Genomic DNA, 26,820 nt, shown 5'->3' with positions numbered 1-26,820 from the left:
GTTGGGGAATGGAAGGCTCAGAGGATGGGGACCAGCCCGGCACCAAAGGCGGTCAGCATGCGCACCAGCACCCACTTGGGGCCGACATTCACTTCCGGAAAGTCGCCGACTGCGGTGTAACAGCTGTGGAAACGCGGGTCCTGCCGGGGCAACGGCTGCGGGCATTCCGGGCCCGGCTTGAAGGCGTAGTCGGTTGCATAGCGCCAGGGCCAGAAATCCAGGATAGGCAGTGCCTCGGAGGCCTTGCCGAGGCTGTAGTTCAGGCCCGACAGCACCGGCGGCTTTTCGCGCGGCGCCACCACCCAGGAATTGTCCGGATGCGTGTCACGCAGGATGCTCTGCGCCAACTGCTCGGCGAAGGCGGGATCGTCGATGATCACCGCGCCCTCGGTGTTGTAGTTCTCGCTGCGCGGATCGAAGTTGTGGGTACCGATCACGCCGATCCGGCGGTCCACCACCAGCGACTTGGCGTGCAGGCCCATGCGCGCGCCGCGGCGGGTCACCGGCAGCGGTCGGTTGACCGCGCGCGTGCCCAGGAAGGAGGGGCGGGTTTCGGTGCGCAGCACCTCGCGCTCGACCTCGCTGCCGTCGGCACTGAGCCGGCGGCCGGAACCGCTGCCGCGCACATTGCTGCCCGCCGCGCTGCCACCGATCACCCGGCTGCGTGCTGGCGCCGGCGCTACCGGCTCGCCGTCCAGCGGCGCTGGCAGCAGCTGCGCGTAGTCGATCGGTGCATCCAGCGGGAACGGCTTGTACTCGTAGATGTTGAAACCCAGCTCGCGCAGGTTGCGGCGTTTGTACTTGTACGACAGCGCATAGACGATGGGGTTGTCGGTCGCAGCCAGGCTGTTGGTCGAGACCACCACGCGCGGCGGCGCTTCGCGCTTGCGCAGGTTCCTGAACAACTCCTGCGCGGGCTTGGACAGCACCAGGTACGGCGTCTGCAGCAGCACCTCGGTCTGCGCCTGCGCGATCAGCGCATCCAGCTTCGGCTCGGTCACATGCTGGCCGTTGAGCGGCTGTGCCTCGCGTTCACGGCGATGCTTGCGCGGCAGGTCGGCGACATAACTGACGGTACTTACCGGCAGCGCGGTATCGACAAATGCCTGTTCGATGAAGTCCGGGTCCGATGCCTCGGCATCCACCCGCGCGATCCGCTCGGGGCGGCGGAACGCAGCCTCCGGCATGGCCGGCACGCCCTCGTTCAACAGGGTCTTGCCGACATCGTTCAGGCGCTCGGCCGGGACGCTGCGACGCGCCACCCAGAAGGCCTGGAAGTTGGCCGCCATCTCGCGCGCCTCCGGCCCGGCCACCACCACGTCGCGGTCGCGGAAGTTGTACTCGCTGTCCCAGTCGTAATAGTCGTCCTGGTAGTTGCGGCCACCGACCACGCCGATCACATCGTCGATCACCAGCAGCTTGTTGTGCATGCGCTGGTTGAAGCGGCGGAAGCAGCACAGCACGCTGCCGGCATAGTCGAAGTAATTGAGCTTGGCCTTGCCGAACGCCGGGTTGTAGACGCGCAGCTCGAAATTGGCATGCGCGCCGGACAGCGCGCCCAGCATCTGCAGGTCGGAGATCGCCGAGAGCTGGTCGATCAGCACACGTACCTTGACCCCGCGCCGGGCGGCGGCCAGCAGTTCGTCGATCACCATCCGTGCACTGTCGTCGGTGTCGAAGATATAGGTCTGCAGGTCCACGCTGCGGGTAGCGCTGCGGATCAGGTTCAAGCGCGCGATCAGCGACAGTTCGCCTTCATCGAGGATGGTGGCGTAGTGGCGCGGGGCCTGTGCGGTGGACTCGGCGATGGCCTTGCCACCGAGTGCCCGCAACGGCGAGTCCAGCGCACAGCGGTCGGGCTGGTCACAGGCCACTTCGGTGGAACGGGCAGCCACGGCAATGCCTTCGGCACGCTCACGCTGCTGATTGGACAGCGAAGCACAACCGCTGGCCAGCAGCAGCGCCAGCACCGGCAGGATACGGAGGACAGCTTTCACTTTTTGGGGGCGCCAACCAGGCGTGTACGCAGTACGAATATCACTCGATCACTCAGGGCCATCTGCCAGCTGTCCATGCCATATCGGCCACGCAGGATGGTACCGCGGCTGACCAGATCGCAATCATAGCCGGGCCGTGCGCATTCAGGTTTTGCCAGATGCATCACCTCGGGCCGGCTGATACCGCGGATCGACAGGCGCCCTGGCACGTCGCCACCGGTTTCACTCAATTGCGGTGCATAGGGGTCCGAATCGAACTCCACCACCGGGTAACGCGCCGCATCAAAGAAGTCCTCGCCGCGGATCCAGCCGGTGTAGCGCGGCCGGTCGGGGATTTCCACGTATTCGGTATACATGCGCAGCCGCACCTGGTGGCGGCCATCGGGCAACACGGTGATCCAGCCTTCGAAACGCGGGAACACCCCCTCCACCTTCTGCCCGAAGCGGGTACGTATCTCAAAACCAAAGCGGGAGTGCGCCGTGTCGAAATGCAGTGGCTCGGCCGCAAGGGCCGAGCCGCTCAGCATCAACAGAATCAGCAGCAGCCCATACCGCGCCGCCGCCATGGGCTCAGGGCCACCAGAATTCGGTCAGCCGGGCAATGCCCGGTTCTATCGCCGCCTCCATCGGCAGGGACAGCACCGCCACCGATGCCGGCGGCATGCCACGGTAGTCGCCGGACTGGCCGCTGTGCATCAACGCCACCAGCTGCTCCAGCCCCGGGTTGTGGCCGACCACCAGCAGGCGTTCGACCTCCTTATGTTCGTCCAGCAGCGCCGCCAGGGTGCCTGGCGCGGCCTCGTAGATACGTTCTTCCAGCCGCTGCTCGACGTAGCCGGTGCGCTCCAGCACCGCCTCCAGGGTCTCGCGGGTGCGCCGCGCCGGCGAGCACAGCACCCGGTCCGGCACCAACTTGTGTTCCTGTAACCAACGGCCGGCCGCCTCGGCCTCGGCCAGGCCATGCGGTGAGAGGGGCCGGTCGATATCGGCCTGGCCATTGGCCGCCGGTTCGGCATGGGCATGTCGCAGCAGGATCAATTCACGCATGGTCGGGTAATACTCCTGTCAGACCTTGTTCAACCACTTGAGTAGCGGCTCCCAGTCCTGCTGGTGCTCGCGTACCTGTGCAGAGTGATAGTCGAACAGGCTGCGCCCAAGCCCGACCATCACCACATAACTCTGGCTGTCGCGCAGCTGCGCGACCACTTCATACGGCCATTGCGCCAGCATCTGCCGGGCCTGCTGCGAGGTCTGCGTCCACGGCTTGGTGCGGTTGAGCACCAGGCCCACCGGCACCGCCCGCGAATGGATGCGCTTGATCTTTGACAGGCTGTTGAGGAAGCCGACGATGGCCTCGATATCCAGCGCCGAGGGCAGCACCGGCACCACCACCGCATCGGCGGTGTCGATGAAACGCTCCAGATCCTCGCCGTAGGCCCCGGCCGGGGCATCGATGATGACCTGCTCGGCGCCATCGGGAATGAGCTTTTCCCAGTTCTTCTTGCGGTGCACGTCCACCGGCAGCACCGCGCTCTCCAGGCTGGAGCGGCGTTGCGCCCAGCGGGTGCTGGAGCCCTGCGGGTCGGCATCGGCGATCACCGTTGCCTGGCCGGACAGGGCCGAGTGTGCGGCCAGATGGGTAGCGATGGTGGTCTTGCCGACGCCGCCTTTGGAGCCGGCTACCAGAATCGTCTTCATGCACGCCTCGTTTTCGCGGGACTTGCCCGCAGCGTACACCGGCCCGCGTTACCAAAGGTAGTCATCCGGTGAGGAAGCAGCCCCGGCATGGCCTGCGGCTTGCTATCGTGTCGCCCCCGGCATTGGAACCACCATGAGCGAGCTGCAGGACCTGACCGCACTGATCCGTGCCAACACCGCGCTGATCGTCATCGAAACGCAGGACGAGACCCGTATCGTGGGCCTGTTCCGCGAGGCCTTGATGCACGTGTGGCGCTCGTTGTACCGCTGGTCCATCACCGAGGGCCTGCGCCGCATCGACATGGACCGCGAGGACGAGGCAGTCGGCCCACCCGACGCCAGCGCCGCCCTGCGCATGATCCAGGAGGCCGACCAGCGCGGCATCTACCTGCTGCTCGATTTCCACCCCTACCTGGGCTACGCCAGCCACCAGCGGCTGCTGCGCGACATCATCCAGCGCCGCCACAGCCAGCCCCACGTGGTGGTGCTGGTCGGCGCCAAGGTGGAACTGCCGGCCGAACTGGAAGCACTGGCGACCCGCTTCAATCCCCGCCTGCCTGACGCCAACGCGCTGCTGAAGATGCTGCGCGAGGAGGCGACCAGCTATGCCCAGGAGAACGGCGGGCGGCGGGTCGAGGTGGACCAGGAGGCGGTGCAGCAGATCCTGCGCAACCTGCGCGGGTTGAGCATGACCGACGCCCGCCGCATCGCCCGCCAGCTGATCTATGCCGACGGCGCGCTGCAGGCCGATGACCTGCCGCAACTGGCCAAGCTCAAGTTCGAGCTGCTCAACCGCAGCGGCCACCTGCATTACGAATACGACTCGGCCCGTTTCAGCGACGTGGCCGGCGCGCGCCGGCTCAAGCGCTGGATCGAGCAGCGCCGCGCGGTCTTCGTCTCCGGCAACGTCCCGCCCGGGCTGGATCCGCCCAAGGGCATGCTGCTGCTCGGCGTGCAGGGCTGCGGCAAGTCGATGCTGGCCAAGGCCACCGCCGCCGGCTTCGGCGTGCCGCTGCTGCGGCTGGATTTCGGCACCCTGTACAACAAGTACCACGGCGAGACCGAGAAGAACCTGCGCGACGCGCTGGCCTCGGCCGAGCAGCTGGCGCCCTGCGTGCTGTGGATAGACGAAGTCGAGAAGGGCCTGGCCAGCGGTGGCGAGGACGGCGGCGTGTCGCGTCGCGTGCTCGGCTACCTGCTGACCTGGATGGCCGAACGCAAGGCCCCGGTATTCATCGTCGCTACCGCCAACCAGGTGCAGGAGCTGCCGGCCGAACTGCTGCGCAAGGGCCGCTTCGACGAAATCTTCTTCGTCGACCTGCCCTCGCCTGACACCCGCGTCGAACTGCTGCACCTGCACCTGGCCCGCCGCCAACTGCAGCCGGATCTGTTTGCGCTGCCAGCGCTGGCAGCAGCCAGCGATGGCTTCTCCGGTGCCGAGATCGAGCAGGCGGTGGTCGCCGGCCTGTATGCCGCCCATGCGGAGAACAAGCCGCTGGACACCGACCTGCTGATGACCGAGATCCGCAACACACGGCCGCTGTCGGTCTTGATGGCCGAGCAGGTGCAGTCGCTACGCGACTGGGCGCGCGAACGCACCGTGCCTGCGGATTGAAGCCGGCCAAAGACGCAGTCACTGTTGTAGGCAGTAGTGCCGAGCCATGCTCGGCAGAGGCTTTCCCAACCAAAGCAAGAAAGCCCCCCTCCCCAACCCTCCCCTTCGCCATGCGAAAGGGAGGGCACAAGCGGTAGTGCCGAGCCATGCTCGGCAGAGGCTTTCCCAGCCAAAGCAAGAAAGCACCCCTCCCAACCCTCCCCTTCGCCATGCGAAAGGGAGGGCACAAGCGGTAGTGCCCAGCAATGCTCGGCAGAGGCTTTCCCAGCCAAAACCAAAAAGCCCCCTCCCAACCCTCCCCTTCGCCATGCGAAAGGGAGGGCGCACGCCCATCATCCGATGGGCCGAAACCGCCGCGCGTGATGCCCACTATCCATGGCAATAAACAACAACTATGTGGTGCCCGCGAAACTGCCTGCATATAGCAATCGCGCGGTCATTCCACGCGCCAGCTGCGGGCTCGTGGTGATCCCTGTTCTCAAACCACCCAGGCGCGGGAGTAACGATTGCAGGGGTGACGCCACTCTCGGTGAGCGTATCAGCCGGAAAAACCAGGTACTCGGAATCTCGCAAGGCGGTCGGCCAATCCACCAAGTCAACATCGTTCTCTTCAAGCCAAGCTCTTGTACAACACCAGTAATAATCCCACGCACCCGGTGAGAGATCGTCCTGCCACATCTGGAATGGCTTCATTTGCCTGGCAACGGCGGCTTCAATGGCATGTCCATCGCTGACATCCGTACCCATGGGCAATACGACCAGTGCATAGAATTTCATGGGGACCTTGATATCTGAACCAATCCACGATGAAAAGCGGATCCATGCCTCAGCGTACATCACGGGCGCAATATCTATCTGCGCGTACACCTGACTTCCGGGGTGCGCTGCGCCTGCCCGGGCTACATCAACGGAGCACGGATGCGCTATTTGTGGGAGCGGCGTAAGCCGCGAAGCATGTTCTGAATGAGATAGCACAGCTGCGAGGCCTCTCAGCAATGTCAGCTTCGCGGCTTACGCCGCTCCCACAAATGGAATCCTAGCCATCGACCATGAAGTCACGCGGCTTGCGCTTGATATCAGCTGGTTGGCGGCACTGGCGGTGCTACCCATCCGGCTGGCGGCAGCAAGGGCTCTCCCTGATGCTGTAGAAATCTGCGCATTGCCGGGATCTCGCCTTCTTCGCCAAACCAGCGCATATAGACCTGCGGCTCGACGGTCGAAGCTTTCCGTGCGGGGTCATTGTTGTTCAAGAACTCGGCGCTACGAAAGAACAACCAATCCAACTGCCGAAGATACTCAGCTGAGCTACGGGCGCTTTCAGATTGCGCCTCGGTACGTACCAACCGTTGCGCACCGGCCTTGGCGATGATCATCGTGTCGCTGTCGGCCATTCGCTGTAGCAGGTTGCGGCATTGCTCACGCTGATGGATGTCGGATTCATCCGCGGGACAGAGCGCCAATGCCGCTTTCAACTCCGGCTGCCACATGCCCAGCGCGATGCTGAAGAGCGTCACCACCCGCTCATGTTCTGCATACAAGCCATTGTTGGCCTGTTCCCATTGCAGCGCCCGCTGTGGCTGGACCACAGGCCAGGCCATCCCGCTGGTGGCCGCATCCAGCAGCCGGATTATCGAGGGAAGCTGATCACCATAACGTGGCGCATCCAAGGCACGTTGCTTGGCCTTGTTGGCGCGATCCTGATCTCCACGCATCTGCGCCCAACGCATCAACAACAACTGCGCGTCAGCACCCTCTTCGGTCTGCAGCGTCGCTACCGCCCTCTCCACCGCACAATCGCCACCGTCAAGGCAGCGACGCACTGCGGTGGCCGCTATCAGGGATTCATCACTGCCCTTGGCGATGGCCTCCAGCAACCAGCGCTCCGCTTCCGGCGCGGGCTTCAGCTGGCCGGCCTGCAGATCGAGCGAAAGCGGAGCCAATCCAGCAGCGGCATACAGATTCAGCGCTTCGCCTGTGGCTGCCAGCTTGCGTGCCTGTTCCATCCGCGCCTGATTCTGTGCCTGCACTTGGACCAGCAGCTCTTCAGGAGCCATGCCGCCCTGATATTCTGCAGGCGATTGTGCGTTCGCCGTAGTGGTCATCGCCAACAACAGCATCAACAAAATTCCTTGCTTACGCATAGCCCTTCACTTTCAACCATCACGTGTTGAAACGTACCGGATCAACCCAGCCGTACCAACACCCAAGCGGAACCGACAAGATCACCAGCGACAACATGGTGATCCGCGCCGTAGCCCGAACAAGTGCAGCCCCCATACCCTCATCACCTGACGGATGGCAGACACCACGAATGCAGCGATTGATACGCAGGTGTGCACAGCGCTGCTCCCGTTTTCCGGTTGCGTTGAGCTCACCCGGGCTACCTGGACCACGGAAGCCAAAGCCACCGCACTACAACCAAATCAGCGACATGACGGTAGGCGATAGGTATCCGGCTGCGTCGGTGGCGGAACTTTCCAGTCAGCGGGCGGACGCAACGCAACCCCGCAGGATGTCAAGACATGTTGCGCCATCAACAGCTCGCCGCGCTCTATCCACAATCGCACCAGTTCAACTTCGCTGACTTTCGCATTGGGCTTCTCGCCCGATTCTCCCAACAAATGGTTACTGACTGAGTGAAGCCACTCCAATTCACGATAGCGCGCTGACCATTCCGCCTTGGCCACTTCATCCAATTCAAGCGCAGCCATTCGTGCAGCGCCCAACCGCGCCATTGTCAACGAATTACTATCGGCCAAGACAGTCAACAAATGCCGGCACTGCTGGTTTTTCTCCGCGCCCAGCTCCGGAGGCATGCATGCTTCCGAAACCTGGCGCGCGTCATTCGGCAATAAATTCAACGCAGTCCAATGCACGGTAACCAGGCGTTCGTGTTCGGTATCCTGACTTTTCGGGTCCCGCACCCAAGCTTCAAGCTTAGCCGGGTCAGACGGAGGCCATGCGACATCCTCCGTCGCCTCAGCCAGCAAACCCGTCGTCGCCGTCACTGGGTCACGGTAGCTCTTCGCCTGAACCGCACGCTCCCATGCTTTCTGGGTTTCGACGGGATCCTTGCGATATTCGGCCAAGCGCATCAACAACAGCTGGCTCCCCGCATTGTCGGCATCCCCGTTTTGCAACGCAGCTACCGCCTCATCGACCTCACATTTTCCCGTTCGAATGCATCGTTCCACCATTGCAGCGGCTATCAACGGCTCATTCGAGCCTATCCGATATGCCCGCAGCAACCTTTCGTCCACCTCAGGCGCATTGGTAATGCTTCCTCGCAAATATGCCTGGGTTATTGGCTCCAACAACCACGCCGCGTAGAGCTTCCGGGGCTGATCACTTCTGGCGAGAACTCCGCTCACCAACTCCAACTTCAGTTTCCCCCAAGCCTCCCGCTGTTCGTGTTGCTGCTCGGGCGTCATTTCAGCATCAGCGGTTTGTGCAACTGCACCTGCACTGACTACCAGCACCGCCAATCCCGCCATCGCCAGCCAAGGCTTACGCATCCTGCTCTCCTCGTTTTTGAGCATTCCTGCTCACATACCTGCTCAACCCATCCGATCCAATACCCAGACCCATGCCGGTAGCGTGACCAGCGACAACACAATGCCATAGCCCACCATCGCTGCGGCCAATCGCGGTGCCAATCGATGCGAAATGGCCAGGGCGGCAGCGGTGATCATGGTCGGCATCGCCGTTTCCAGCACATTCACCCGCAGCATCTCGCCCTGCAGACCGAACGCCCATGACAAGGGCAGCGCCGCCGCCGGCAGCACGATCAATTTCAGCAGCAGGCCTATGCCCAACGGTGCCAGTTCAGCGCGCGACAGTCGTAGCTGGATGGTCAGGCCCACGGCCAGCATCACCAGCGGCAACATCGCATCGGAAACATTCTTCAACGCACCGGCAATCCACGTCGGCGGAGACGCCGGCATCACCAGCAGGGCAAAGATCAGCGCCCACAGCGGTGGGAACCTGGCGATGCGCAGCAGGATCTGGCCGGTGCTGGGCGGGGTGTCGCCGCTGTAGCGGGCCAGCACATACAGTCCGAACGTCGACAGCATCACGAAGGTGCCGAACTGGTCGTAGACCACCGCATACGGCAAAGCATGGTCACCCAACAGCGCGCGCACCATCGGGTAGCCGATGAAGCTGGAATTGCACAGCGCCACGCACAGCAGCAGCACCGCGTGCACCTGCCGGTCGAAGCCGAGCAGGCGCGTAGCCAGGCTTACCAGCACCAACGTCAGCAGCATCAGCAACCAGGGCGTCAGCATGATGCCGATCAACGAGGCATCCAGCTGCAGGCGCGGCACATAGGTCAGCACCGCGGCCGGCAGGCAGATGTACAGCACCACCTTGTTGAGCACGTCGGCGGCGTTGTCCGGGAACACCCGCAGGCGGGCGAACAACATGCCCAGTGCGAGCATGGCCAGGATCAGTGCGAATGCGTCGATTGCCATGATGCGAGCATGCCCCGCGCCGTTCCCGACGGGAATCAGCGCTGGCTCAAAACCTCCTGCTGCAGTGCCGGCACACGGTACGGGCACTGCATCGCAGCTGCTTCCTTACGGCCAGGCCGGCGGATTGGCCGCCCACGCCTGCTGTACCTGGGCCAGCTGTGTACGCTCGGCGTCACTCCAGGAAGGCAGCAGCTGCGGGTAGGCCGCCGCTTCACTCCATTGTCCCGGTTCCGTACGCACGGCGGCCGCATACCAGGCCACGGCCTCGTCCTTGCGGTTCAAGCTCCACAATGCCAATGCCAGCGTCGGCGGCAGCCATGACGGATTGCCGCGCGTGCCCTCGGCGACCTTGGTCCAGTGAGCCAGCGCTTCCTCGGGGTTGCCTTTGCGGTACAGATCCCAGCCTTGGTTCCAGCGCAGACTGCGCGCCTGCACGGAGTTGTCGGCGACGGCGGCCAAGGCCTCCTGGTACAGCTTGGCACCCAGTTCCTCGCGACCATCACGGTAGGCGATGCTGGCCAGCTGGGCGGTGGCTTCCACGCCCTTGCGGCCACGCTCACGCAGCTTCATCAGCTGATCCACCGCATCTGCCTGTTCAGGTGGCACGACCTGAATCGGCTTGGCGGCCACGTCATCGTCGAAATAGAACTCGTTGATCTTCGGCAGGCTCTGCGCCTGCACATTTGAAAACAGCAACGCCGCCAGCACCACTACGCCAGCGACCACGCGCCTTGTAACCCCCATGACTGCAATCCCCATCGAACAGTTATCCCCCACCCGGCCCCGATCCTAACCGCTCCGGGCGCTACGCGCGACAGGGTTACAGGGTGATGAAAGCCCCACTGCTACAATCCGCGGCTGCCACCGGCCCCGCCGGCTGGCACCTGCCAGCCGTTTCCGCAATGGGCCAGCCATGACCAGTACCGCCGAACTTACCTCGCCTGCTTCCGCCAACGATCCGCTGATCGGCGTGCGTGATTCCGATTACACCCTGGAACACAAATACACGCGCACCGATGGCCGCATCTACCTGAGCGGCGTGCAGGCCTTGGTACGCCTGCCCTTGATGCAGCAGCAGCGCGACGCCGCGGCCGGGCTGAATACCGGTGGCTTCGTCAGTGGCTACCGCGGCTCGCCACTGGGCGGCTTCGACCTGGAGCTGTGGCGCGCGCGCAAGCACCTGGAAGCAGCCAAGGTGAAGTTCGTGCCCGGCCTCAACGAGGACCTGGGCGCGACCATGGTCTGGGGTACGCAGCAGACCAACCTGTTCCCCGGCGCCAAGGTCGATGGCGTGTTCGGCATGTGGTACGGCAAGGGCCCGGGCGTGGACCGCTGCGGTGACGTGTTCAAGCACGCCAATGCCGCTGGCGCGTCGAAACATGGTGGCGTGCTGGCGCTGGCCGCCGACGACCACGCCTGCCGCAGTTCCACCCTGCCCCACGGCAGCGAGGAGGAATTCGTCAGCGCGATGATGCCGGTGCTGAACCCGGCCGGCGTGCAGGACATCCTCGACATGGGCCTGGTCGGCTGGGCGATGAGCCGCTATACCGGCCGCTGGATCGGCTTCAAGACCATTGCCGAGACGGTGGAATCCTCGGCCTCGGTGGACGTCAACCCGTTCGCCCGCCGGATCATCCTGCCGGAAGATTTCGACATGCCGGCCGCCGGCCTCAACATCCGCTGGCCGGACCCGCCGCTGGAGCAGGAAATGCGCCTGCACCGCTATGCGGTAAAGGCCGCGCAGGCCTTTGCCCGTGCCAACGGCATCGACAAGGTGGTGATGGATTCGCCGCAGGCGCGGCTGGGCATCGTCACCACCGGCAAGAGCTACCTGGACGTACAGCAGGCGCTGGAATACCTGGGCCTGGACGAAAAGGCCTGCGCCGACATCGGCATCCGCGTCTACAAGGTGGGCATGACCTGGCCGCTGGAGCCGCAGGGCATCGGTGCCTTCGCCCGCGGCCTGGAAGACATCGTGGTGGTGGAGGAAAAGAAGGCCTTCATCGAGCGTCAGATGAAGGAATACTTCTACAACTGGCCGGCCAACTGGGGCGCGCGCCCGTCCATCGTCGGCAAGTACGACGAGCAGGGCGAGTGGATCCTGCCGTCCACCGGCGAGCTGACCCCGGCCACCATTGCCGGCGTGATCGGCCGCCGCATCCAGCGGTTCTTCAACACCGAATCGATTGAAGAACGCCTGCGCTGGATGGACGTCAAGGAAGCCGAGATGGCCCTGCCGCGCGCGCAGTTCCCGCGCGTGCCGCATTACTGCTCCGGCTGCCCGCACAACACCTCCACCAAGGTGCCGGAAGGCTCGCGTGCGCTGGCCGGTATTGGCTGCCACTACATGGTGACGTGGATGGACCGCGCCACCGACACCTTCACCCACATGGGCGGCGAAGGCGTCACCTGGGCTGGGCAAGCCGCGTTCACCGACACCGAGCACGTGTTCCAGAACCTCGGCGACGGCACCTACTTCCACAGCGGCTCGCTGGCGATCCGCCAGGCCATCGCCGCTGGCGTCAACATCACCTACAAGATCCTCTACAACGATGCGGTGGCGATGACCGGCGGCCAGCCGGTGGACGGCACCCTGACCGTGCCGCAGATCGCTCACCAGATGCGCTCGGAAGGCGTGCACACCATCGTGCTGCTGTCCGACGACATCCAGAAGTGGAAGTCGCGCCGCCACGAGTTCCCGTCCGACGTGGAGTTCCACGACCGCGCCGAGCTCGACGCCGTGCAGCAGCAGCTGCGCACGGTGAAGGGCACCAGCATCCTGATCTACGAACAGACCTGCGCCACCGAGAAGCGCCGCCGCCGCAAGCGCGGCAAGATCGTCGACCCGGCCAAGCGCACCATGATCAACTCGCTGGTCTGCGAAGGCTGCGGTGACTGCGGCGAGAAGAGCTTCTGCGTCTCCGTGCTTCCGAAGGAAACCGAGTTCGGGCGCAAGCGCGACATCGACCAGTCCAACTGCAACAAGGATTTCTCCTGCACCACCGGCTTCTGCCCCAGCTTCGTCACCGTGCACGGCGGCCAGCTGCGCAAGGGCAGCAAGAGCAAGGCCGCCAGCCTGCTCGACAACCTGCCGGCGCCCACCTTCCGCACTGACTTTTCGCAACCCTGGAACATCCTGATCACCGGCGTCGGCGGCACCGGCGTGGTCACCATCGGCGCACTGCTCGGCATGGCCGGCCACCTCGAAGGCAAGGGTGCCAGCGTGCTCGACCAGACCGGTCTGGCGCAGAAGGGCGGCGCGGTCACCACCCATATCCGCCTGGCCAACAGCCCGGCCGACATCCACGCCGTGCGCATCGCCGCCGGTGAGGCCGACCTGGTGCTGGGCTGCGACATGGTGGTAGTCAACGACTACTGGGCGCTGTCCAAGGTGCGCGGCGAGCGCTCGCAGGTGGTGTTGAACACCTACGAAGCCATGCCCGGCACCTTCACCACCCACCCGGATATGCAGTTCCCGGCCGCCGACATCATTGCCGGGGTGAAGCTGGCACTGGGCGGACGCGACCCGATCCTGCTCGACGCCACCCAGCTGGCCACCGCCCTGCTCGGCGACGCCATTGCCTCCAACCTGTTCATCCTCGGCTTTGCCTGGCAGCAGGGCCTGGTGCCGCTGTCGCTGGAATCGCTGATGCGCGCGGTGGAGCTCAATGGCGCTGCCGTGGCCATGAACCAGACCGCGTTCGCTTGGGGCCGCCTGGCCGCGATCGATCCGCAGGCGGTGCAGCAGGCCGCCGGCCTCATCCACAACGCGCCCACCGATGCCGAGCGCAAGCCGGCCGCGCTACGCGAACTGCCGCCGGGTGAGTGGGAAGGCAGCGAGGCCGGCGCACCGTCGGCACCGCGCAACCCGGACAACGAACCGGACGTGCGTGGTCTGCCCGCCGCCAGCCAGACCAGCGGCGAAGCCACCTACGCCTCGCTGGATGACGCCCACCTGTCACGTTCGCTGGACGAGCTGATCGCCCGCCGCAGCAGCTTCCTCACCGACTACCAGGATGCCGCCTACGCCAAGCGCTACCGCACCCTGGTGGATGCAGTGCGCAGCGCCGAGCAGCAGGCCATCCCGGGCAGCACCGCGTTGAGCGAAGCCACCGCGCGCTACTTCTTCAAGCTGATGGCCTACAAGGACGAATACGAAGTGGCCCGCCTGTACACCAGCGGCGACTTCATCAAGCGCGTGAGCGAGCAGTTCGAGGGCGACTACCAGGTACGTTTCCACCTGGCCCCGCCGCTGTTCGCCAAGCGCGACGAGCAGGGCCAGCTGCAGAAAAAGGAATACGGCCCGTGGATGTTCAAGGCCTTCGGCCTGCTGGCCAAGCTCAAGGGCCTGCGCGGCGGCCGCTTCGACGTATTCGGCTACACCGAGGAACGCCGTGGCGAGCGTCAGCTGATCGCTGACTACGAAAAGACCCTGCAGGAGCTGATCAGCGGCCTGGATGCGCGTCGTCTCGCACTGGCAGTGGACATCGCCAGCATCCCCGAGCACATCCGCGGCTACGGCCACGTCAAGGAAGCGCACCTGCACGAAGCCAAGGCGCGCGAGGCGACACTGTTGGCAACGTGGCGCAATCCGAAGGCGTTGCATATCGTGCAGGCGGTCTGAGCGGGCAACAGATAGGTTGCCTCTGCGCCATGCAGCCTATGGGTTGCATGGCGCGGCCTGAACTCCAATGTCGAAGTCGAAGCTGCAGGTCGCTACCGATTGAACTCGCGTCAGCGGATCTCGAAGTCCATGGACACCAGCGAGGGCCGCGCTTGCCCGCCTGCCTGTGCCGGCGTCCATTGAACGGCAAGAATCACCTGCTTCTCCTGATCGGTCAGCCCCAATCGGGGGGGATAGGAAACGATGGCGTCCTGCAGCTTGCCCGTCTCGCCCAGAACAACCACGATGCAGGTCAGGCTGCTGCCGGAGCGCATCCAGATGCCGCGCGGGAATTGGGGCAGTTTCTCTACCGGCTGCGGTCTACATCCGCGGTTTCACCAATCACGTGATCGGGAAGCAGCTTCTGGATTTCTGCCAGAGGCGGTGCTTTTTCGCATGAGCGGTTCGGGTGGTCGCGGGCTTGAGCGCTGCTTGCAAATATCAGCGTAGCTGCGAAGCCCATGATTTTGAGCATATGTTCCAACCTTCCGATGGTTCGGGATCCGCTGAATTCGTTAGGCGCTGAGTTTGAAAACGTGCGTATTCCGTTCGATGTCCGCCAACGGCCCAAAACGGACGCAGCGCGGAAGAGAAACGACTCTCCCCAAACTGCAGGCCTATCGTTGGAAAGTACTAGGGGAAATCCGCTCGCCTGGTAGCAAATCGGACGTAGCTTGGTGCCAACAGGTCTCTGTAAAATCATTTAGCAAAAGCAGTAGATCCTGGGTCAGGATGGTTGCTGATCCGGCCGTAGCATTTCCTGAAGAGGCACTTCGTTTCGCGCATTTTGGGTACTATTCCTCAAACAAACGCGGGCTTGTCGCCGTCGGTATTTGGCTTGTTCACGCCCACGTTGGCTCGCACCAAACGCTCGGGGTTCTCGACCAACTCGGCCACCAGAGCAGCCACGCTCTTGCGCGATACCTCGGTGCCCTTGAAGGGCTCATCACGGCCAGTTATTTCATAGTCGACCTCATCCTCGTCCTGCAACCAAGCGGCGCGCAGGATCGTGTAGTCGGTATCGGAAGCCTCAATTAGATCCGCAGACTTGCGGTACGGCGGCAGGTACTGCCCTATCTCCTTGCGGTTCCACTCGCCGAACTGGCCCGGCACTTCGTCGTAGATGCCCAGTGAGTTGACGAAGATCAGCCGCTTGACGCCCTTAGACTTCATCACCGCAAGAATATGCACAGTCTGCTTGTCCACATCACCTGCCAAATTGGCATAGACCACTTCCTTCCCCTCAATGAGCTGGGGCAGAAGCTTCTTGTCCATAACGTCGCCCACCGCAATTTTTGCGTTAACTGGCTCAGTGCTGGTGAGCTTCGTGGGATCGCGCACGAGCAGGGTCTGCTCGACATCTCGGCGCTCGCCCAGCATCTGCACGACATGGCGGGCAATCTGCCCGCTGGCGCCCAGGATCAACACCTTGGTCATCTTAGTTTCCTGTGTTCATATGCTTGTTAAAAAATCCAGCGTTTGCTGTGGATGGCGACCAAGCCAGTTGTACCCATCCTTGGAGCGTTGCATGGTGCCTCCGATTCAGATCAGTTCCTTCTTCTGCCTGCCAAGCAGATCGAAGGTTGCCCGCACATCGTGGGGTTGAGGCGGCGGCATCGTCGTGCAACTGCCACATCAGCACAGGCTGCTCTAGTACGCGGTGAAAGCTCCGAGTTTGAGCGGTTCCAGATCCACAAGCTCCTGATACTGCGGCATGCCCATGCGTTGTAGCGCTCACTCGATCAGCCCTTCAGGCATCGGCACCATCGGACTGCACATGGCACGCACGTTCTCGAAAAATCAAAGTCGCATGCCATGGCCACGTACTGCGAGATGCCGCCCAGACAGTGGCTGAGCAGCGCGACATCTATGCGGTCGAGCTTCGGATAGCTGTCCACCTACTTCCTCACGCCGACGCAGTCGCGCCATTCCCCTTGCTCCCGGCTGAGCACCTTTCGGGCTTGTCCAAAAGATGCTCAGTACTCATGGCTTACAAGTTCTTCTGAAAGAACGGAATCAGCTTAGCCAGCGCTTGCCCGACAGGGGCCGGTTGATCGTACAACTCGTAGTGCGAACTGCCTTCCACAACCACCAGTTCCTTGACCTTCGACGCGGCGCGCGCATAAATTTCCAGTCCATCGCGATAGGCGCCAAAGCCGCCCGGCTTGTCGCCGACCACCACCATCATCGGCGTCGTCAGCAGCGTCTCGGCCAGATGGAAGGCATCCCAAGCGGCGGAGGCAGCCCGGCGCGAGAACAGCGCACGCGTACCGGCGTTGTCGTTGATGCAGCGGTTGCGGTAGTAATCAGTGGCGCCGAGGACATCAACGTCCGTGATGCCCGCTTGGGCGACCGCATCCATGGACGGCGGAACGAACAGGTCAACCTTGAGTGCCTCGCCCCGGGCCTCGGTGGTGCGTTGCTGGGCCACGGCTTCCATCTGGCCAATCGGGTTGAAGCCGCTGAAGCCTTCGCGGCACAAACGGCCGTAGTTGACACCCGTGATACTGACCAGGGCCTTGATGCGACGCTCGATCATCGTCGCATTGATGGCATAACCGCCACCGCCGCAGATGCCTAATACCCCGATGCGGTCGGCATCCACGTACGGCAATGTGACCAAATAGTCGGAGACGCGGCTGAAGTCTTCAACGGCCATGGCCGGGTCTTCAATGTAGCGGGGCTCGCCACCGCTCTGACCTTGCGTGCTGCGGTCGAAGGCGATGACTACAAACCCGGCTTCCGCTAGGGCCTTCCCGTAGACGTTGCCGGCAGTCTGCTCCTTGCAGCTGCCGATGGGGTGAGCGCTGATGATCGCCGGGTACTTCTTGTTCTCGTCGAAGTTGGGTGGAAATTGCAGGTCCGCTGCGATGTCCCAGTAGGTGGTCCTGATCTTGACGCTTTGCATGGCGTGCTCCTTGGGGCGCTGAGTGATTTGCTTGGTCACCGCCCCTCGAGGGAAGTGCGGCCAACCACCGATGCAAGCACTGTAGACCCAATATTTGGCCCCTTATAGCCATCAATCTGAATTACAGTTGTATTCTCAAATTTACAATGATCGCCACATGGATCCGTCACTGCTCCCCTCCCTGGCTTGGTTTGCTCACGTCGCCCACCACCGCAGCTTTACCAAGGCGGCAGCGGAGATGGGAGTCTCTCGGGCCAATCTGTCGCAGAACGTAAAGGCGCTGGAGCGTCGGCTGAATGTCAAGCTGCTGTACCGAACCACGCGTGACATGTCGCTCACTGAAGAAGGCCAGCGGCTCTATGACGTGTGGTATCCGGCGCTGGTCGCCGTAGAGCGCACAGTGCGCACCATGCATGACGCACGTGATGAGCCTTCGGGCCTAGTGCGGGTGAATACATCTCGTGTGGCCGCCAAGACCTTGCTGGAGCCGCACCTGGAAGAGTTCTGCACCCGCTATCCCAAACTCCAACTGGAATTGGTCACCGACGATGCGCTGGCCAATATCGTGGCCGACGGGTGCGATGCTGGCATAAGGGTCGGCGAAAGCCTGGCCGAGCACATGGTGGCCGTGCCGATTACGCCACCATTGGAAATGGCGGTGGTGGGCACGCCCGCTTACTTCGAGCGCCACCCACAACCGGCCACGCCCGCCGATCTAGCGCAGCACAACTGTCTGCGATTCCGGGCGCCCGGCGGTGCGATCCTGCCATGGGAGTTCACTGCAACGGATGACGGCGGGCATGCCTTCACAGTAGAGCCGCAGGGCAGCCTCATCACCAACGACGATGACAGCATGATCCGCGCCGCTTTGCAGAATGTAGGCCTCATCCAGCACATCGACATCGCCGTGCAGCAGCGCCTGGATTCCGGCGAACTGGTACGGGTGCTGCAACCTTGGTGCAAGCCCTTCGCTGGCTTCTACATTTATGCACCCACCCGCGCACAGATGCCGGCCAAGGTGCGGGCCTTGATTGATTTTCTGGTCGAGAAGCGCGAGGGCATGACGGGCATGCGCCAACCACCTTTAACGAAGAAGCAGATACGTTGAGCGGTGCTCTTACGCTTGATTGTCAATTTGGACTGAATACTCTTGTGCGGTTTGGAATTCTTGGCACTTACGCGCGTTGGCCTCAGATTGGGAGCCTCTTGACTTCTCTATGCGCACCTCCGCTGTGCCAAGGCTTCTCCATGACGTCCGAACCCGCCACTCTGTTCCAAACCTTTGCCTTCAACAACGGCCTGACACTGCGTAACCGTGTGGTGATGGCGCCCATGACCACTTGGTCCGCCAATCCCGATGGAGCTATCTCGGATGCGGAACTGGACTACTACCGCCGCCGTGCCCAAAGCGTGGGCATGGTCATCACCGGCTGTACCCATGTTGCGGAGGACGGCATTGGCTTCACCGATGAGTTCGCCGCCTATGACGATCGCTTCATTCCCAGCTTGCTCCGGCTGGCCGAGGCTGCCAAGAGCGGCGGTGCTTCGGCAGTGCTGCAAATCTTCCATGCAGGCAACAAAGCGGTAGTGGACGCAGTGCCGCGAGGCGAACTGGTGAGTGCCAGTGCCGTCAATGCGCTGGGCGGGCCTTTCAATCGGGACGACGTGACGCCGCGTGCCTTATCGCAGAGTGAGATCCTGAAGATGGTGCACGCTTTCGGCGAGGCCACACGCCGTGCCGTCGAGGCAGGATTCGATGGCGTAGAGTTGCATGGCGCGCACGGCTTCCTACTGCAGAACTTCTTCTCGCCACGCTACAACCAGCGCGGTGACGAGTGGGGCGGCTCGCAGCAAAAACGCATGCGCTTCGCGCTGGCAGTGGTGAAGGAAGCCAAGCGGGTGATCGCCAAATATGCCACGCGCCCGTTCCTGCTGGGCTACCGCATCTCGCCCGAGGAACGCGAGGAAGGTGGCTATCGGGTACCGGACATCTGCCCGCTGGTGGATGGGCTGATTGCCGAGGGCATCGACTACCTGCACATCTCCCTGAACGATGTTCTGGGCGCGCGCCCGCTGGGAACCGATACCCGTCTCACCGTGGAGCAGGTCATTGCGCATGTCGGCAAGCGCGTACCAGTGCTGGCGGCGGGCATGTTGCGCACCCCGGCACAGGCCCAGACTGCGCTGGATCTGGGGCTCTCGCTGGCGGTCGTGGGCAAAGCGCTGGTTATTAACCCGGATTGGGTAGGGTTAGCTCAGGCGGGCTGTAGTGAGCAGATCAGCCAGGAACTGGTTCTGGACAAGCGCGCGGCGTTGTCCATTCCCGATGGCCTGTGGCGAGCCGTAGAGGCGGCGCCGGGGTGGATTCCGGTGCGCAAAGCTGAAGCTGTCGCTGGCGCCTGAGAGGATACCGGTGACAACTTCGGGCTTGTGATTCCTGTGACGGCAAGTGCGTTCAGCATTCGCTCGCCTGTCGCATTCGCCACTGTCATTGGCCCTCTGATCGAAGTACCCGTTCTGATCACCCTGATGAACGTCACGCTCAGGCTGAACCAAAGCAATTTTGTCGACTCCCCGCATTTCAATGCCAAGCTAAATTAGAGGTTTCCGGTTCGTGGTACTGGCGGAATTCGGCGGGCGTCAGCCCGCCGAGGCTGTCGTGAGGTATCTCGGTGTTGTAATCGGCCAACCACTGCTCTGCTTGTTCGCGTACTTCTCCGAGATTGCGGAAGACGTGCATATCCAGCACGCCACGTCGGAAGCTGCCATTGAAGCGTTCGATAAAGCCGTTCTGCATTGGCCGTCCTGGCTCGATGAAATCCAGCGCGATGCTCTTGCGCTCGGCCCATTCCGCCAACGCCAAGGCGATGAACTCGGGGCCGTTGTCCAGGCGAAGCTTTGCGGGATAGCCGCGCCACGCTGCAATTCGTTCCAAAGTGCGGATGACCCGCGTTGCCGGTAAATTCAGATCAACTTCGATGGCCAAGGCCTCGCGGCTGAAATCGTCGATCACGTTGAATGTCCGGAACCTTCGCCCATCCCAAAGCGCGTCGGACATGAAGTCGATCGACCAGCTGCCGTTGATCTGCTCGCCGGCCACCAATGGCATCGGGTGCCGGTTCGGAAGACGCTTCTTCCCTCGCCGACGCTGATTGAGCTTCATCAGACAGTACACACGCCAGACACGCTTGTGATTCCAAACCAAACCGCGGCGACGAATCAGTTGAAACAGCTTGCCGAAGCCGCGCTCCGGAAAACGCTCAGAGAGCTCGGCCAGGAGCGCGATCACCTCTTCGTCCCGATCCGGCCGATGGCGGTAGCGTGCCGTTGACCGAGGCATCCCAATCGCCGCACAGGCCCGGCGTTCGCTCCAGCCATGGCGGTCCTGCAGCCAGGCCAAGAGCGGGCGCTTGTGCGCCGGGTCTAAAGCTTTTTTGCAATCAGATCCTTCAACGCATGATTCTCCATCGCCAGTTCGGCGTACATCCGCTTGAGCTTTGCGTGCTCGGCTTCAACGTCGCGCAACCGCTGCACGTCCGAAGCTTCCATGCCGCCGTACTTGGACTTCCAGACGTAGTAAGTCGCATCGGAAATGCCAAGCTCACGGCAGACATCCTTGACCTGCCTTCCAGCCTCAACCTGCTTCAACGTCGTAACGATCTGACTCTCAGTGAATTTGCTCTTGCGCATCGGCGGTCTCCTTGGGGCTAGTTTGCCCGGAGACCTCTAAGAATGCCTGGATCAAGTTTACGGGCAGGCGACAACTCACCAAGCGTGTAGGCGAGTAAACTTATTTCAAGCGACACGCTTGGCAAATTGTTCATATCTTCCTCAGCCCTTTAATGATCCTCATTGCCGAAGAGAGGCTGTATTGCTGCTGCGAGAAATCGTACGACCGTCCACCAGCAGGAGAAAGATTCAGATAAAATCCGCGCTGCTGCACATCAGGGATTTTCGTGCTCACCACAAAATAATCTCCAATCAGCGTCGGATATCGAAAAAAGAACTCCGCAATTCTCCCGCGACCTTTAGAAGATATTTTGGACTCGGGATCAACCAAGGATTCGATCTCAATTTGGAACATCTCCACGCCCGACTGCACTAGCGCGTCCATATGCGCAGTTCGGTCAAGCAGAGAAATGTCATCTTTTAGTAGGAAAAGTCCATTGGCAATTTTTCGAACATCCAATGCAGCCAACGCGTTCAACTGCGCGCGACTTGACTCTATCTTTTCTGGATCCACAACCGTGAATTCGAGGTAGCTTGGCTTCAATTCTTCAAGCAGCTCTCGACAGAACCCGATATCCTCCACTCCGCCGGAAGGATAGATTGCGTGCTCACAACTCAGTAGAACCTTTAGATTCTTGTATTGTTCGACATCCAATTCATTCGCGGAACCGCATCGCGACAAGACATACCCTGCCATATCGATTTCGCCAAGCTTGGCGGATTCCGCAGCCGATCTTATTTGATTAACCTTTATCACTTCAACCCCTGCATGCTTTGGCGATCTCCTTGGTGCCAGTTTACCGGGAGACCCCCAAGAACGCCTGGGTCGAGTTTATGGGCAGGCGACAAAATCACTTCGGTACAACTTCGTACTCAACAATTTTTGCGCCACCATCCAATTGTTCACTCAAGACAGCGCAGACCTGCTCAAAAGAAATAACGTAGGTGCTAGGATAATCAACAGCCTGCCCGCCGACAGTCATCTCAACGAAGTCATCAGAATCTTTCGACAAGTCCACCGCGTTGACGATCTTATCGACAAACTCCATTGTAACTATAAACGAAGCACCGCCCCCTCCGATCATGATCGACCCATCCGACAATTCAACGCAAACAAGGGATCGATCATCACCGTTCATATTCCTAACCGCCTCCAGGCAACCGAAGAAAGTCACATCTTCACTCTCAACACTCACCGCGCGAGCACCTTGACGAATTTCTGAAGATATTTTAGTTATTGTGCGCATGGTGCTTTGAAAACCCTTGATCCTGAAGGTGAATGTACAAGTATCTCATCCAGACCCAAGGCCTTGGCAAGAGACCCTACCCCGTTAGATGGCCCACAAGCATGACACAGATCGCGGTCAACCCACATTTCAGCGACTTTATGCTTGCCCGCCATTCCTGCGTCAAATGCCTGCTGCGCCGCATTCCCTTCTGCATGAAATTTCGTAATGTTGTTGATAGGGCCGGCGGTAAAAGGATTCTTCGGGTTCTGAATTCTACTATTCATTCCGATGAATTCCCGGTCGCCTACACGAAGCAACGCGACGGTGTTCTGGGCGTTCTTCGCGCCACCTGCCGCTAGCGCGTCCTCACCAGCCACGGAGAGAAGGCCATTTTGGTCACGAAAAAAACTTATGGAATCCCACGCCGATCCGGCTGAGAGCCCAAGAGGATCAATCCATCCCAACGTATTTCGAACGTAAGAATAAACATTTAGCCCTGCAAGCAGGCCCAGGGGATCCTGACCAATATAGCCCGCCTGCTCCGGATCGTAATATCTATACCTGTTATAATTGAGGCCAGTCTCTGCATCCACGTACTGCCCTTGCATCGCCAAGTTATTTTCCAAATAGCTTTCACCCAGATGGCGCACTCCACTCCCTCCCCAGGAAGCGGACCAAACGACTCTCCCAAAACTGTCGCATATTCTCAGCGGGCAGCCATTTGGGTCAACCTGGAAAACATATGAACACTTTATGTTTCCAAAAGAACTGCTACCAGCTTCGCCCGCCAACACATCCCCTTCCCTGCTTGGCGCGGAGGCGGATTGATTACAATTCAAGTCATTTGCTGATACACCCTCCCTCGCCGCTGAAAGAATTGCGGTTCTACCCAGAATAAATGCACCATTAATCGATGTATTTTCCGAACCTCCCCCTGATCTCAACTGAAAGACGGGGTCGTTCAACTTTTTCGCATCAACGGGGCCAGTAGTAGTTGCCGGGGGCGACACTTTTGTCTCAACAATGTCCTTACTGGCCGCCCCAACAAGGACCAATGGCACAAACGTTCCTGGGTAATACACGTACTCCCGCACCCGCTCGTGCAACGCCGTCAACCTCTGTTGGCGCGCCTTGACTTCAATCAAGCTAGCGACATTCCCCACCCAAACCGGCGCTGCATCCACCGCGTCATTGGCCTGCTGCACTTCACCCAGCAACGCATCGCCGTCCCAGAAGAACCACGTCGTCTGCGTCGGGTTGCGCTTGAACACTCTTCGGCCTAGCGGGTCGTAGCCGTAGTGCGTGGCTTGCCCATTTCGCCGGCTTTCCGCCAAGCGATGGTTGGCATCCCAGATCAGGGTCAGATCGTCAGGAGCGTCGCCGTGCGGTGCGCCTTTGCGTATCAGGTCGCCTGCCCGGTCAAAGACGTAGTGCACGCCTTGATAGGTACCTTCGCGCGTCCAGGTGACCAGCTCATCGTTGTCGCCGCCCACCACCTTGCGTGCCTGCACCTGCTTGATCTCGGTGCGTAGGCGGTCGCCGGCCGGGTCATTGAAGAAGCGTTCTATCTTGCCCTTCGGGTCGGTGTGCTGCAGCAGCCGACCAATGGCGTCGTAGCGGTATTCGTCCACGCCCTGCCCGCTGTCACTGCGTCGGGTCAGGTTGCCGCTGCGGTCATAGTCGTAGCGGGTTTCAAACAGCGGCGCGGCGTCCTTCAGGATCGATTGCGAGGTCAGCAGGTTGCGGCTGTCATAGCTGAAGTTGCGCTGCAGATGCGAGCTCAGGGTTTCCTGCGTGGTCCGCCCCAAGGCATCGCGCTGCATCAGGATGGGCGATTCATCGTTGATCGCTATCGACACCGCCTGATCACGCAGATCGTAACCGATGGCAAGGTGATTGCCGGCGGAAGTCTCTCGTGACACCCGGTTGCCCACCTCGTCGTAGCCGTAGCCGACGCGGAAGCCATCCTGCAACTCTTCCAACAGCTGTCCAACCGGGTCGTAGCGGCGCTTGACCGTACGCGAGGGATTACGAAGCTCGATCAACTGACCGAGCTTGTCGTAGACAAAGTGCTCCTGCAGCTGCTGCCCGGGATGGCGGATATCCGGCAAGGTCTTGCGGGTGATCCGCCCCATCTTGTCGGTGTTGAAGGCAATCTTCTGACCGAGCGCGTCGACGGTAGTCGTGAGCCTTCCCGCTGCGTCGTAGTTGTAGCGTCGTGCCTGGCCCCAATAGTCGACTTCCTCGACGATGCGGCCGAGCGGGTCGCGCAGGAGTTGGTAGGTCTCACCGCGTTGATTGATGACAGCGACCAGCTGTTCTTCGCTGTCATAGCGGTATTCCACGATATGACCATCGGCCTGAAGCCGCTTGCTGATCTGGCCTATGCCCACATACTCCAGCCGGGTCTGCGCGCCGGCTTCGTCGGTGTAACGGACCAGCTGATCTTCCGCATCGTATTCGCAGCGCACACCGGCACCGTCGGGCGTGATCGTCGCCAGCAACCGGCCTTTGGCGTCATATTCATAGCGGCTTACCTGGCCTAGCGGGTCCACCTGCCGCAGCAGATTGCCCAGCGCATCCTGCTCGTAGCGACTCTCATGCCCGAGCGCATCGACAACCGCGGCAACCAGTCCGTGCCGGTCGTAGCGCAGCTGGGTGACGGCCTGTCGCGCGTTGGTCTGCGCGAGCAACTGCCCGCTGGCGTCATAGTCATAGCGTGTGGTCGCCGCCAATGGATCGGTCTGCGCAACCATCAGTCCACGCGCGTCATAAGCCTGCTGCCACGCGGCGCCATCCGGCGACCGCAGCGCAAGCATATTGTCGTTGTCGTCGTACTCCATCTGCAGCGTGCTGCCATCGGCCCGCGTCAGGCAGCACAGGTTGCCATGTGCATCGTAGGCAAAGCCGGTACGCAGGCCTTCCGGGTCGGTTACCGCCACCGTGCGGCCGAAGTCGTCGTACTCAAAGAAAGTGACGCCGTCGAGCGGATCAATCTCGCAAAGCGGCAGCTGGTTCTCGTCGAACTTGATCACGCTCAGGTGGCCGAGCGAATCGGTCACGCGGGTCTCCCGCAGCAGCGTGTCGTACTCGAAATGGTAGTCGTACAGGCCGCCGTCACCCCAGGAGTGCACTACCCGTCCCTGCGCATCAAAGGTGTAATAGAACGACAGGCCAACCCGGTCCGTATGCTGCACCAAGCGGTGCTGCGCATAGACAAACGTACGCGCAGCGCCCAGCGCATCCATCGCAGCAACAAGATCACCTTCGTTGCTGTAGCGATAGCTCACCAAGGGGTGGACAAGCCCGGTGGCCGGGTCGTGCATGGCCATCCGCTCTATGCGGCCGTGCCGCGCATCCACATCGATGAAGCGCCCTTGCAGGCCATCGACACCGCTTTCGACGATACGTACCAGGTGGCCGTCGTTGCGCTCGAAGCGCCAGTAGTTACCGCTGGCATCTTCGATGCGCTGCAGGGCCAGGCTGCCATGTACCGGCAACGGCGCGATCCCTGCCGGCAGCTCGCTGCCGAACACATACTGCAACCCGCCCTTGAAGCGCACCCGCAACTGCCCGCGTTGTCGCAGCAAGCGTGCACCATCGACGAAATCCAGTATCGCGGCGGCTTCACCGTCAACCGGCGGCAGCTCGGGGAAGAAGGCGACCTGCCCCGGCCCGCACATCCATACCGAACCATCGGCCAGCACTTCCAGCATGATGTCGGCAGGCGTCTGCCAACCGATACCACAGGCGCCGCCACGGTCGATCTGCGCGGAGCTGTAGCTGCGCTGCCAGACCAGCGGCAGGCGACCGGGAATCTCGAAATCCTGGTGACTGACCACCACACTGCCATCGCGGGTATCCACCGGCTCGGCGCGCAGGATCTTGCACTTGAGCGTGCCCGGCGGAAGATGGCCCCACTTGCCTTGACGCCACCTCTTGAAGGCATCCATCTTGCCCTGGAAGAACTTCGTCTTGCGCAGCTTGCCAAGCCCGGCGAAGGCTGCGCGAAATGCCATCGCTGTCCATGAGATCGTCGGCGGACCACCTACCGTTACATTGGTGGGGATGGCCACGTTCAAACCCGTCGGCAAGGACATCGCCCGCAGCGGCTTCTTGGGCTTCTTCATCCGGAACGGGTTGATCATGCCGGCCAGGTTGCAATCCAGCACCGGCATGGCCAGCCGCGAGAACGGCTCGCCGTCAGCCGACACCGTGCGGCTGCCCATGAAGATTTCCTCGCCATCGAACTGCGGCCCCATCGGCGCGGCCAACGGCGGTGCCCACACCCCCAGGGGAATATGTACGTCCAGCCCACCCGTGCCCGCAGTGGCGCGATGCACACCATTGACCTTGATCGTCGAGCCAATGAACGGGATGTAATCGAAAGGATCCAGTACCAGCCCGATATGCGGCGTCGGCAGCGGGCTTGGCGGCACCGCATACATATGGATGTCGATGCCCAACTGCGGATCAAGATGCTTGGCAGCGATGCTCATGGCAACACTC

At 61.7% G+C, this 26,820-nt stretch carries 20 protein-coding genes; 4 read left to right on the top strand and 16 right to left on the bottom strand.

All coding sequences use genetic code 11. The annotated features are described in order from the left end of the window. Positions 1 to 17: 17 nt before the first annotated feature. Genes AC1VXC_RS05675 through AC1VXC_RS05660 form a run of 4 tightly spaced genes read right to left on the bottom strand, consistent with a single transcriptional unit; the run spans position 18 to position 3,695 of the window. Entirely contained in the window at positions 18 to 1,997 is a 1,980-nt protein-coding gene (locus AC1VXC_RS05675) for a phospholipase D family protein (protein WP_313493475.1), read from the bottom strand. Further along, the gene (locus AC1VXC_RS05670; RefSeq protein ID WP_481539162.1) at positions 1,994 to 2,563 is read right to left on the bottom strand and encodes a YceI family protein; all 570 of its coding nucleotides are present in this window, start codon (positions 2,561 to 2,563) and stop codon (positions 1,994 to 1,996) included. Before AC1VXC_RS05670 ends, AC1VXC_RS05675 begins: the two co-directional genes overlap by 4 nt. Positions 2,564 to 2,567: 4 nt before the next feature. Then, positions 2,568 to 3,044 (bottom strand): SixA phosphatase family protein, encoded by a 477-nt coding sequence (locus AC1VXC_RS05665; RefSeq protein WP_313173906.1) that lies wholly within the window; start codon positions 3,042 to 3,044, stop codon positions 2,568 to 2,570. A gap of 18 nt (positions 3,045 to 3,062) precedes the next feature. Continuing rightward, entirely contained in the window at positions 3,063 to 3,695 is a 633-nt protein-coding gene (locus AC1VXC_RS05660; RefSeq protein WP_313173905.1) for a ParA family protein, read from the bottom strand. A gap of 133 nt (positions 3,696 to 3,828) precedes the next feature. Here AC1VXC_RS05660 and AC1VXC_RS05655 point away from each other — a divergent pair, with 133 nt between their 5' ends. Continuing rightward, positions 3,829 to 5,310, top strand: coding sequence for an AAA family ATPase (locus tag AC1VXC_RS05655; RefSeq protein ID WP_313173904.1), 1,482 nt, complete (start codon positions 3,829 to 3,831; stop codon positions 5,308 to 5,310). Between the two features lie 369 nt (positions 5,311 to 5,679). Here the strand turns inward: AC1VXC_RS05655 and AC1VXC_RS05650 are convergent, their stop codons facing one another. The 5 genes from AC1VXC_RS05650 to AC1VXC_RS05630 all read right to left on the bottom strand — a co-directional run bounded on the left by AC1VXC_RS05650 (position 5,680) and on the right by AC1VXC_RS05630 (position 10,526). Beyond that, a complete protein-coding gene (locus AC1VXC_RS05650; RefSeq protein WP_481539163.1) occupies positions 5,680 to 6,177 on the bottom strand; it encodes a hypothetical protein in 498 nt (165 codons plus the stop codon). Positions 6,178 to 6,386: 209 nt separating this feature from the next. Next, the gene (locus AC1VXC_RS05645) at positions 6,387 to 7,364 is read right to left on the bottom strand and encodes a hypothetical protein (RefSeq protein ID WP_482995016.1); all 978 of its coding nucleotides are present in this window, start codon (positions 7,362 to 7,364) and stop codon (positions 6,387 to 6,389) included. A 369-nt stretch (positions 7,365 to 7,733) separates the two neighbouring features. Continuing rightward, positions 7,734 to 8,849 (bottom strand): hypothetical protein, encoded by a 1,116-nt coding sequence (locus AC1VXC_RS05640; RefSeq protein WP_481539165.1) that lies wholly within the window; start codon positions 8,847 to 8,849, stop codon positions 7,734 to 7,736. Positions 8,850 to 8,867: 18 nt separating this feature from the next. Further along, entirely contained in the window at positions 8,868 to 9,782 is a 915-nt protein-coding gene (locus tag AC1VXC_RS05635; RefSeq protein ID WP_481539166.1) for an AEC family transporter, read from the bottom strand. A 105-nt stretch (positions 9,783 to 9,887) separates the two neighbouring features. After that, complete coding sequence (locus tag AC1VXC_RS05630; RefSeq protein ID WP_313173899.1) at positions 9,888 to 10,526, bottom strand: tetratricopeptide repeat protein; 639 nt, start codon at positions 10,524 to 10,526, stop codon at positions 9,888 to 9,890. A gap of 169 nt (positions 10,527 to 10,695) precedes the next feature. Between AC1VXC_RS05630 and AC1VXC_RS05625 the strand changes: the two genes are divergently transcribed. Beyond that, complete coding sequence (locus tag AC1VXC_RS05625) at positions 10,696 to 14,406, top strand: indolepyruvate ferredoxin oxidoreductase family protein (protein WP_481539167.1); 3,711 nt, start codon at positions 10,696 to 10,698, stop codon at positions 14,404 to 14,406. A 110-nt stretch (positions 14,407 to 14,516) separates the two neighbouring features. Here AC1VXC_RS05625 and AC1VXC_RS05620 read toward each other — a convergent pair whose 3' ends face one another. The 3 genes from AC1VXC_RS05620 to AC1VXC_RS05610 form a co-directional block, all read right to left on the bottom strand. Then, on the bottom strand, positions 14,517 to 14,720 hold the full coding sequence (locus AC1VXC_RS05620) for a hypothetical protein (protein WP_481539168.1): 204 nt from the start codon (positions 14,718 to 14,720) through the stop codon (positions 14,517 to 14,519). Positions 14,721 to 15,246: 526 nt separating this feature from the next. Further along, positions 15,247 to 15,882 (bottom strand): SDR family oxidoreductase, encoded by a 636-nt coding sequence (locus AC1VXC_RS05615; protein ID WP_313173896.1) that lies wholly within the window; start codon positions 15,880 to 15,882, stop codon positions 15,247 to 15,249. Positions 15,883 to 16,435: 553 nt separating this feature from the next. Then, on the bottom strand, positions 16,436 to 17,392 hold the full coding sequence (locus AC1VXC_RS05610) for an alpha/beta hydrolase (RefSeq protein WP_481539169.1): 957 nt from the start codon (positions 17,390 to 17,392) through the stop codon (positions 16,436 to 16,438). Between the two features lie 118 nt (positions 17,393 to 17,510). Between AC1VXC_RS05610 and AC1VXC_RS05605 the strand changes: the two genes are divergently transcribed. Both AC1VXC_RS05605 and AC1VXC_RS05600 read left to right on the top strand, forming a co-directional pair. Beyond that, on the top strand, positions 17,511 to 18,461 hold the full coding sequence (locus AC1VXC_RS05605; RefSeq protein ID WP_481539170.1) for a LysR family transcriptional regulator: 951 nt from the start codon (positions 17,511 to 17,513) through the stop codon (positions 18,459 to 18,461). Positions 18,462 to 18,601: 140 nt separating this feature from the next. After that, complete coding sequence (locus AC1VXC_RS05600; RefSeq protein ID WP_481539171.1) at positions 18,602 to 19,756, top strand: NADH-dependent flavin oxidoreductase; 1,155 nt, start codon at positions 18,602 to 18,604, stop codon at positions 19,754 to 19,756. 178 nt (positions 19,757 to 19,934) lie between these two features. Here AC1VXC_RS05600 and AC1VXC_RS05595 read toward each other — a convergent pair. The 4 genes from AC1VXC_RS05595 to AC1VXC_RS05580 form a co-directional block, all read right to left on the bottom strand. Continuing rightward, positions 19,935 to 21,043, bottom strand: a protein-coding gene (locus AC1VXC_RS05595) for an IS3 family transposase (protein WP_482995015.1) whose coding sequence is annotated in 2 segments (ribosomal slippage) — positions 19,935 to 20,782 and positions 20,782 to 21,043 — 1,110 coding nt in all. Because the reading frame shifts where the segments join, the coding sequence is not laid out codon by codon here. A gap of 130 nt (positions 21,044 to 21,173) precedes the next feature. Next, positions 21,174 to 21,839 (bottom strand): hypothetical protein, encoded by a 666-nt coding sequence (locus tag AC1VXC_RS05590; protein ID WP_481539083.1) that lies wholly within the window; start codon positions 21,837 to 21,839, stop codon positions 21,174 to 21,176. A 94-nt stretch (positions 21,840 to 21,933) separates the two neighbouring features. Beyond that, positions 21,934 to 22,278 (bottom strand): hypothetical protein, encoded by a 345-nt coding sequence (locus AC1VXC_RS05585; protein ID WP_313171892.1) that lies wholly within the window; start codon positions 22,276 to 22,278, stop codon positions 21,934 to 21,936. A 38-nt stretch (positions 22,279 to 22,316) separates the two neighbouring features. Beyond that, the gene (locus AC1VXC_RS05580) at positions 22,317 to 26,810 is read right to left on the bottom strand and encodes an RHS repeat-associated core domain-containing protein (RefSeq protein ID WP_482995014.1); all 4,494 of its coding nucleotides are present in this window, start codon (positions 26,808 to 26,810) and stop codon (positions 22,317 to 22,319) included. Positions 26,811 to 26,820 lie beyond the last annotated feature (10 nt).

It is taken from the genome of Stenotrophomonas sp. STEN033 (genome assembly GCF_056856655.1).
The sequence above is the reverse complement of the archived record's forward strand: the minus strand, read 5'-3'. Positions and strand labels throughout refer to the sequence as shown.

Bases quoted from the DNA above. Each gene is read 5' to 3' on its own strand.
- AC1VXC_RS05660 (WP_313173905.1), bottom strand. From the start codon at position 3,695: ATGAAGACGATTCTGGTAGCCGGCTCCAAAGGCGGCGTCGGCAAGACC.
- AC1VXC_RS05605 (WP_481539170.1), top strand. From the start codon at position 17,511: ATGGATCCGTCACTGCTCCCCTCCCTGGCTTGGTTTGCTCACGTCGCC.
- AC1VXC_RS05620 (WP_481539168.1), bottom strand. From the start codon at position 14,720: ATGCGCTCCGGCAGCAGCCTGACCTGCATCGTGGTTGTTCTGGGCGAG.
- AC1VXC_RS05655 (WP_313173904.1), top strand. From the start codon at position 3,829: ATGAGCGAGCTGCAGGACCTGACCGCACTGATCCGTGCCAACACCGCG.
- AC1VXC_RS05580 (WP_482995014.1), bottom strand. From the start codon at position 26,810: ATGAGCATCGCTGCCAAGCATCTTGATCCGCAGTTGGGCATCGACATC.
- AC1VXC_RS05615 (WP_313173896.1), bottom strand. From the start codon at position 15,882: ATGACCAAGGTGTTGATCCTGGGCGCCAGCGGGCAGATTGCCCGCCAT.
- AC1VXC_RS05630 (WP_313173899.1), bottom strand. From the start codon at position 10,526: ATGGGGGTTACAAGGCGCGTGGTCGCTGGCGTAGTGGTGCTGGCGGCG.
- AC1VXC_RS05640 (WP_481539165.1), bottom strand. From the start codon at position 8,849: ATGCTCAAAAACGAGGAGAGCAGGATGCGTAAGCCTTGGCTGGCGATG.
- AC1VXC_RS05665 (WP_313173906.1), bottom strand. From the start codon at position 3,044: ATGCGTGAATTGATCCTGCTGCGACATGCCCATGCCGAACCGGCGGCC.
- AC1VXC_RS05645 (WP_482995016.1), bottom strand. From the start codon at position 7,364: ATGGCTCCTGAAGAGCTGCTGGTCCAAGTGCAGGCACAGAATCAGGCG.
- AC1VXC_RS05635 (WP_481539166.1), bottom strand. From the start codon at position 9,782: ATGGCAATCGACGCATTCGCACTGATCCTGGCCATGCTCGCACTGGGC.
- AC1VXC_RS05600 (WP_481539171.1), top strand. From the start codon at position 18,602: ATGACGTCCGAACCCGCCACTCTGTTCCAAACCTTTGCCTTCAACAAC.
- AC1VXC_RS05625 (WP_481539167.1), top strand. From the start codon at position 10,696: ATGACCAGTACCGCCGAACTTACCTCGCCTGCTTCCGCCAACGATCCG.
- AC1VXC_RS05670 (WP_481539162.1), bottom strand. From the start codon at position 2,563: ATGGCGGCGGCGCGGTATGGGCTGCTGCTGATTCTGTTGATGCTGAGC.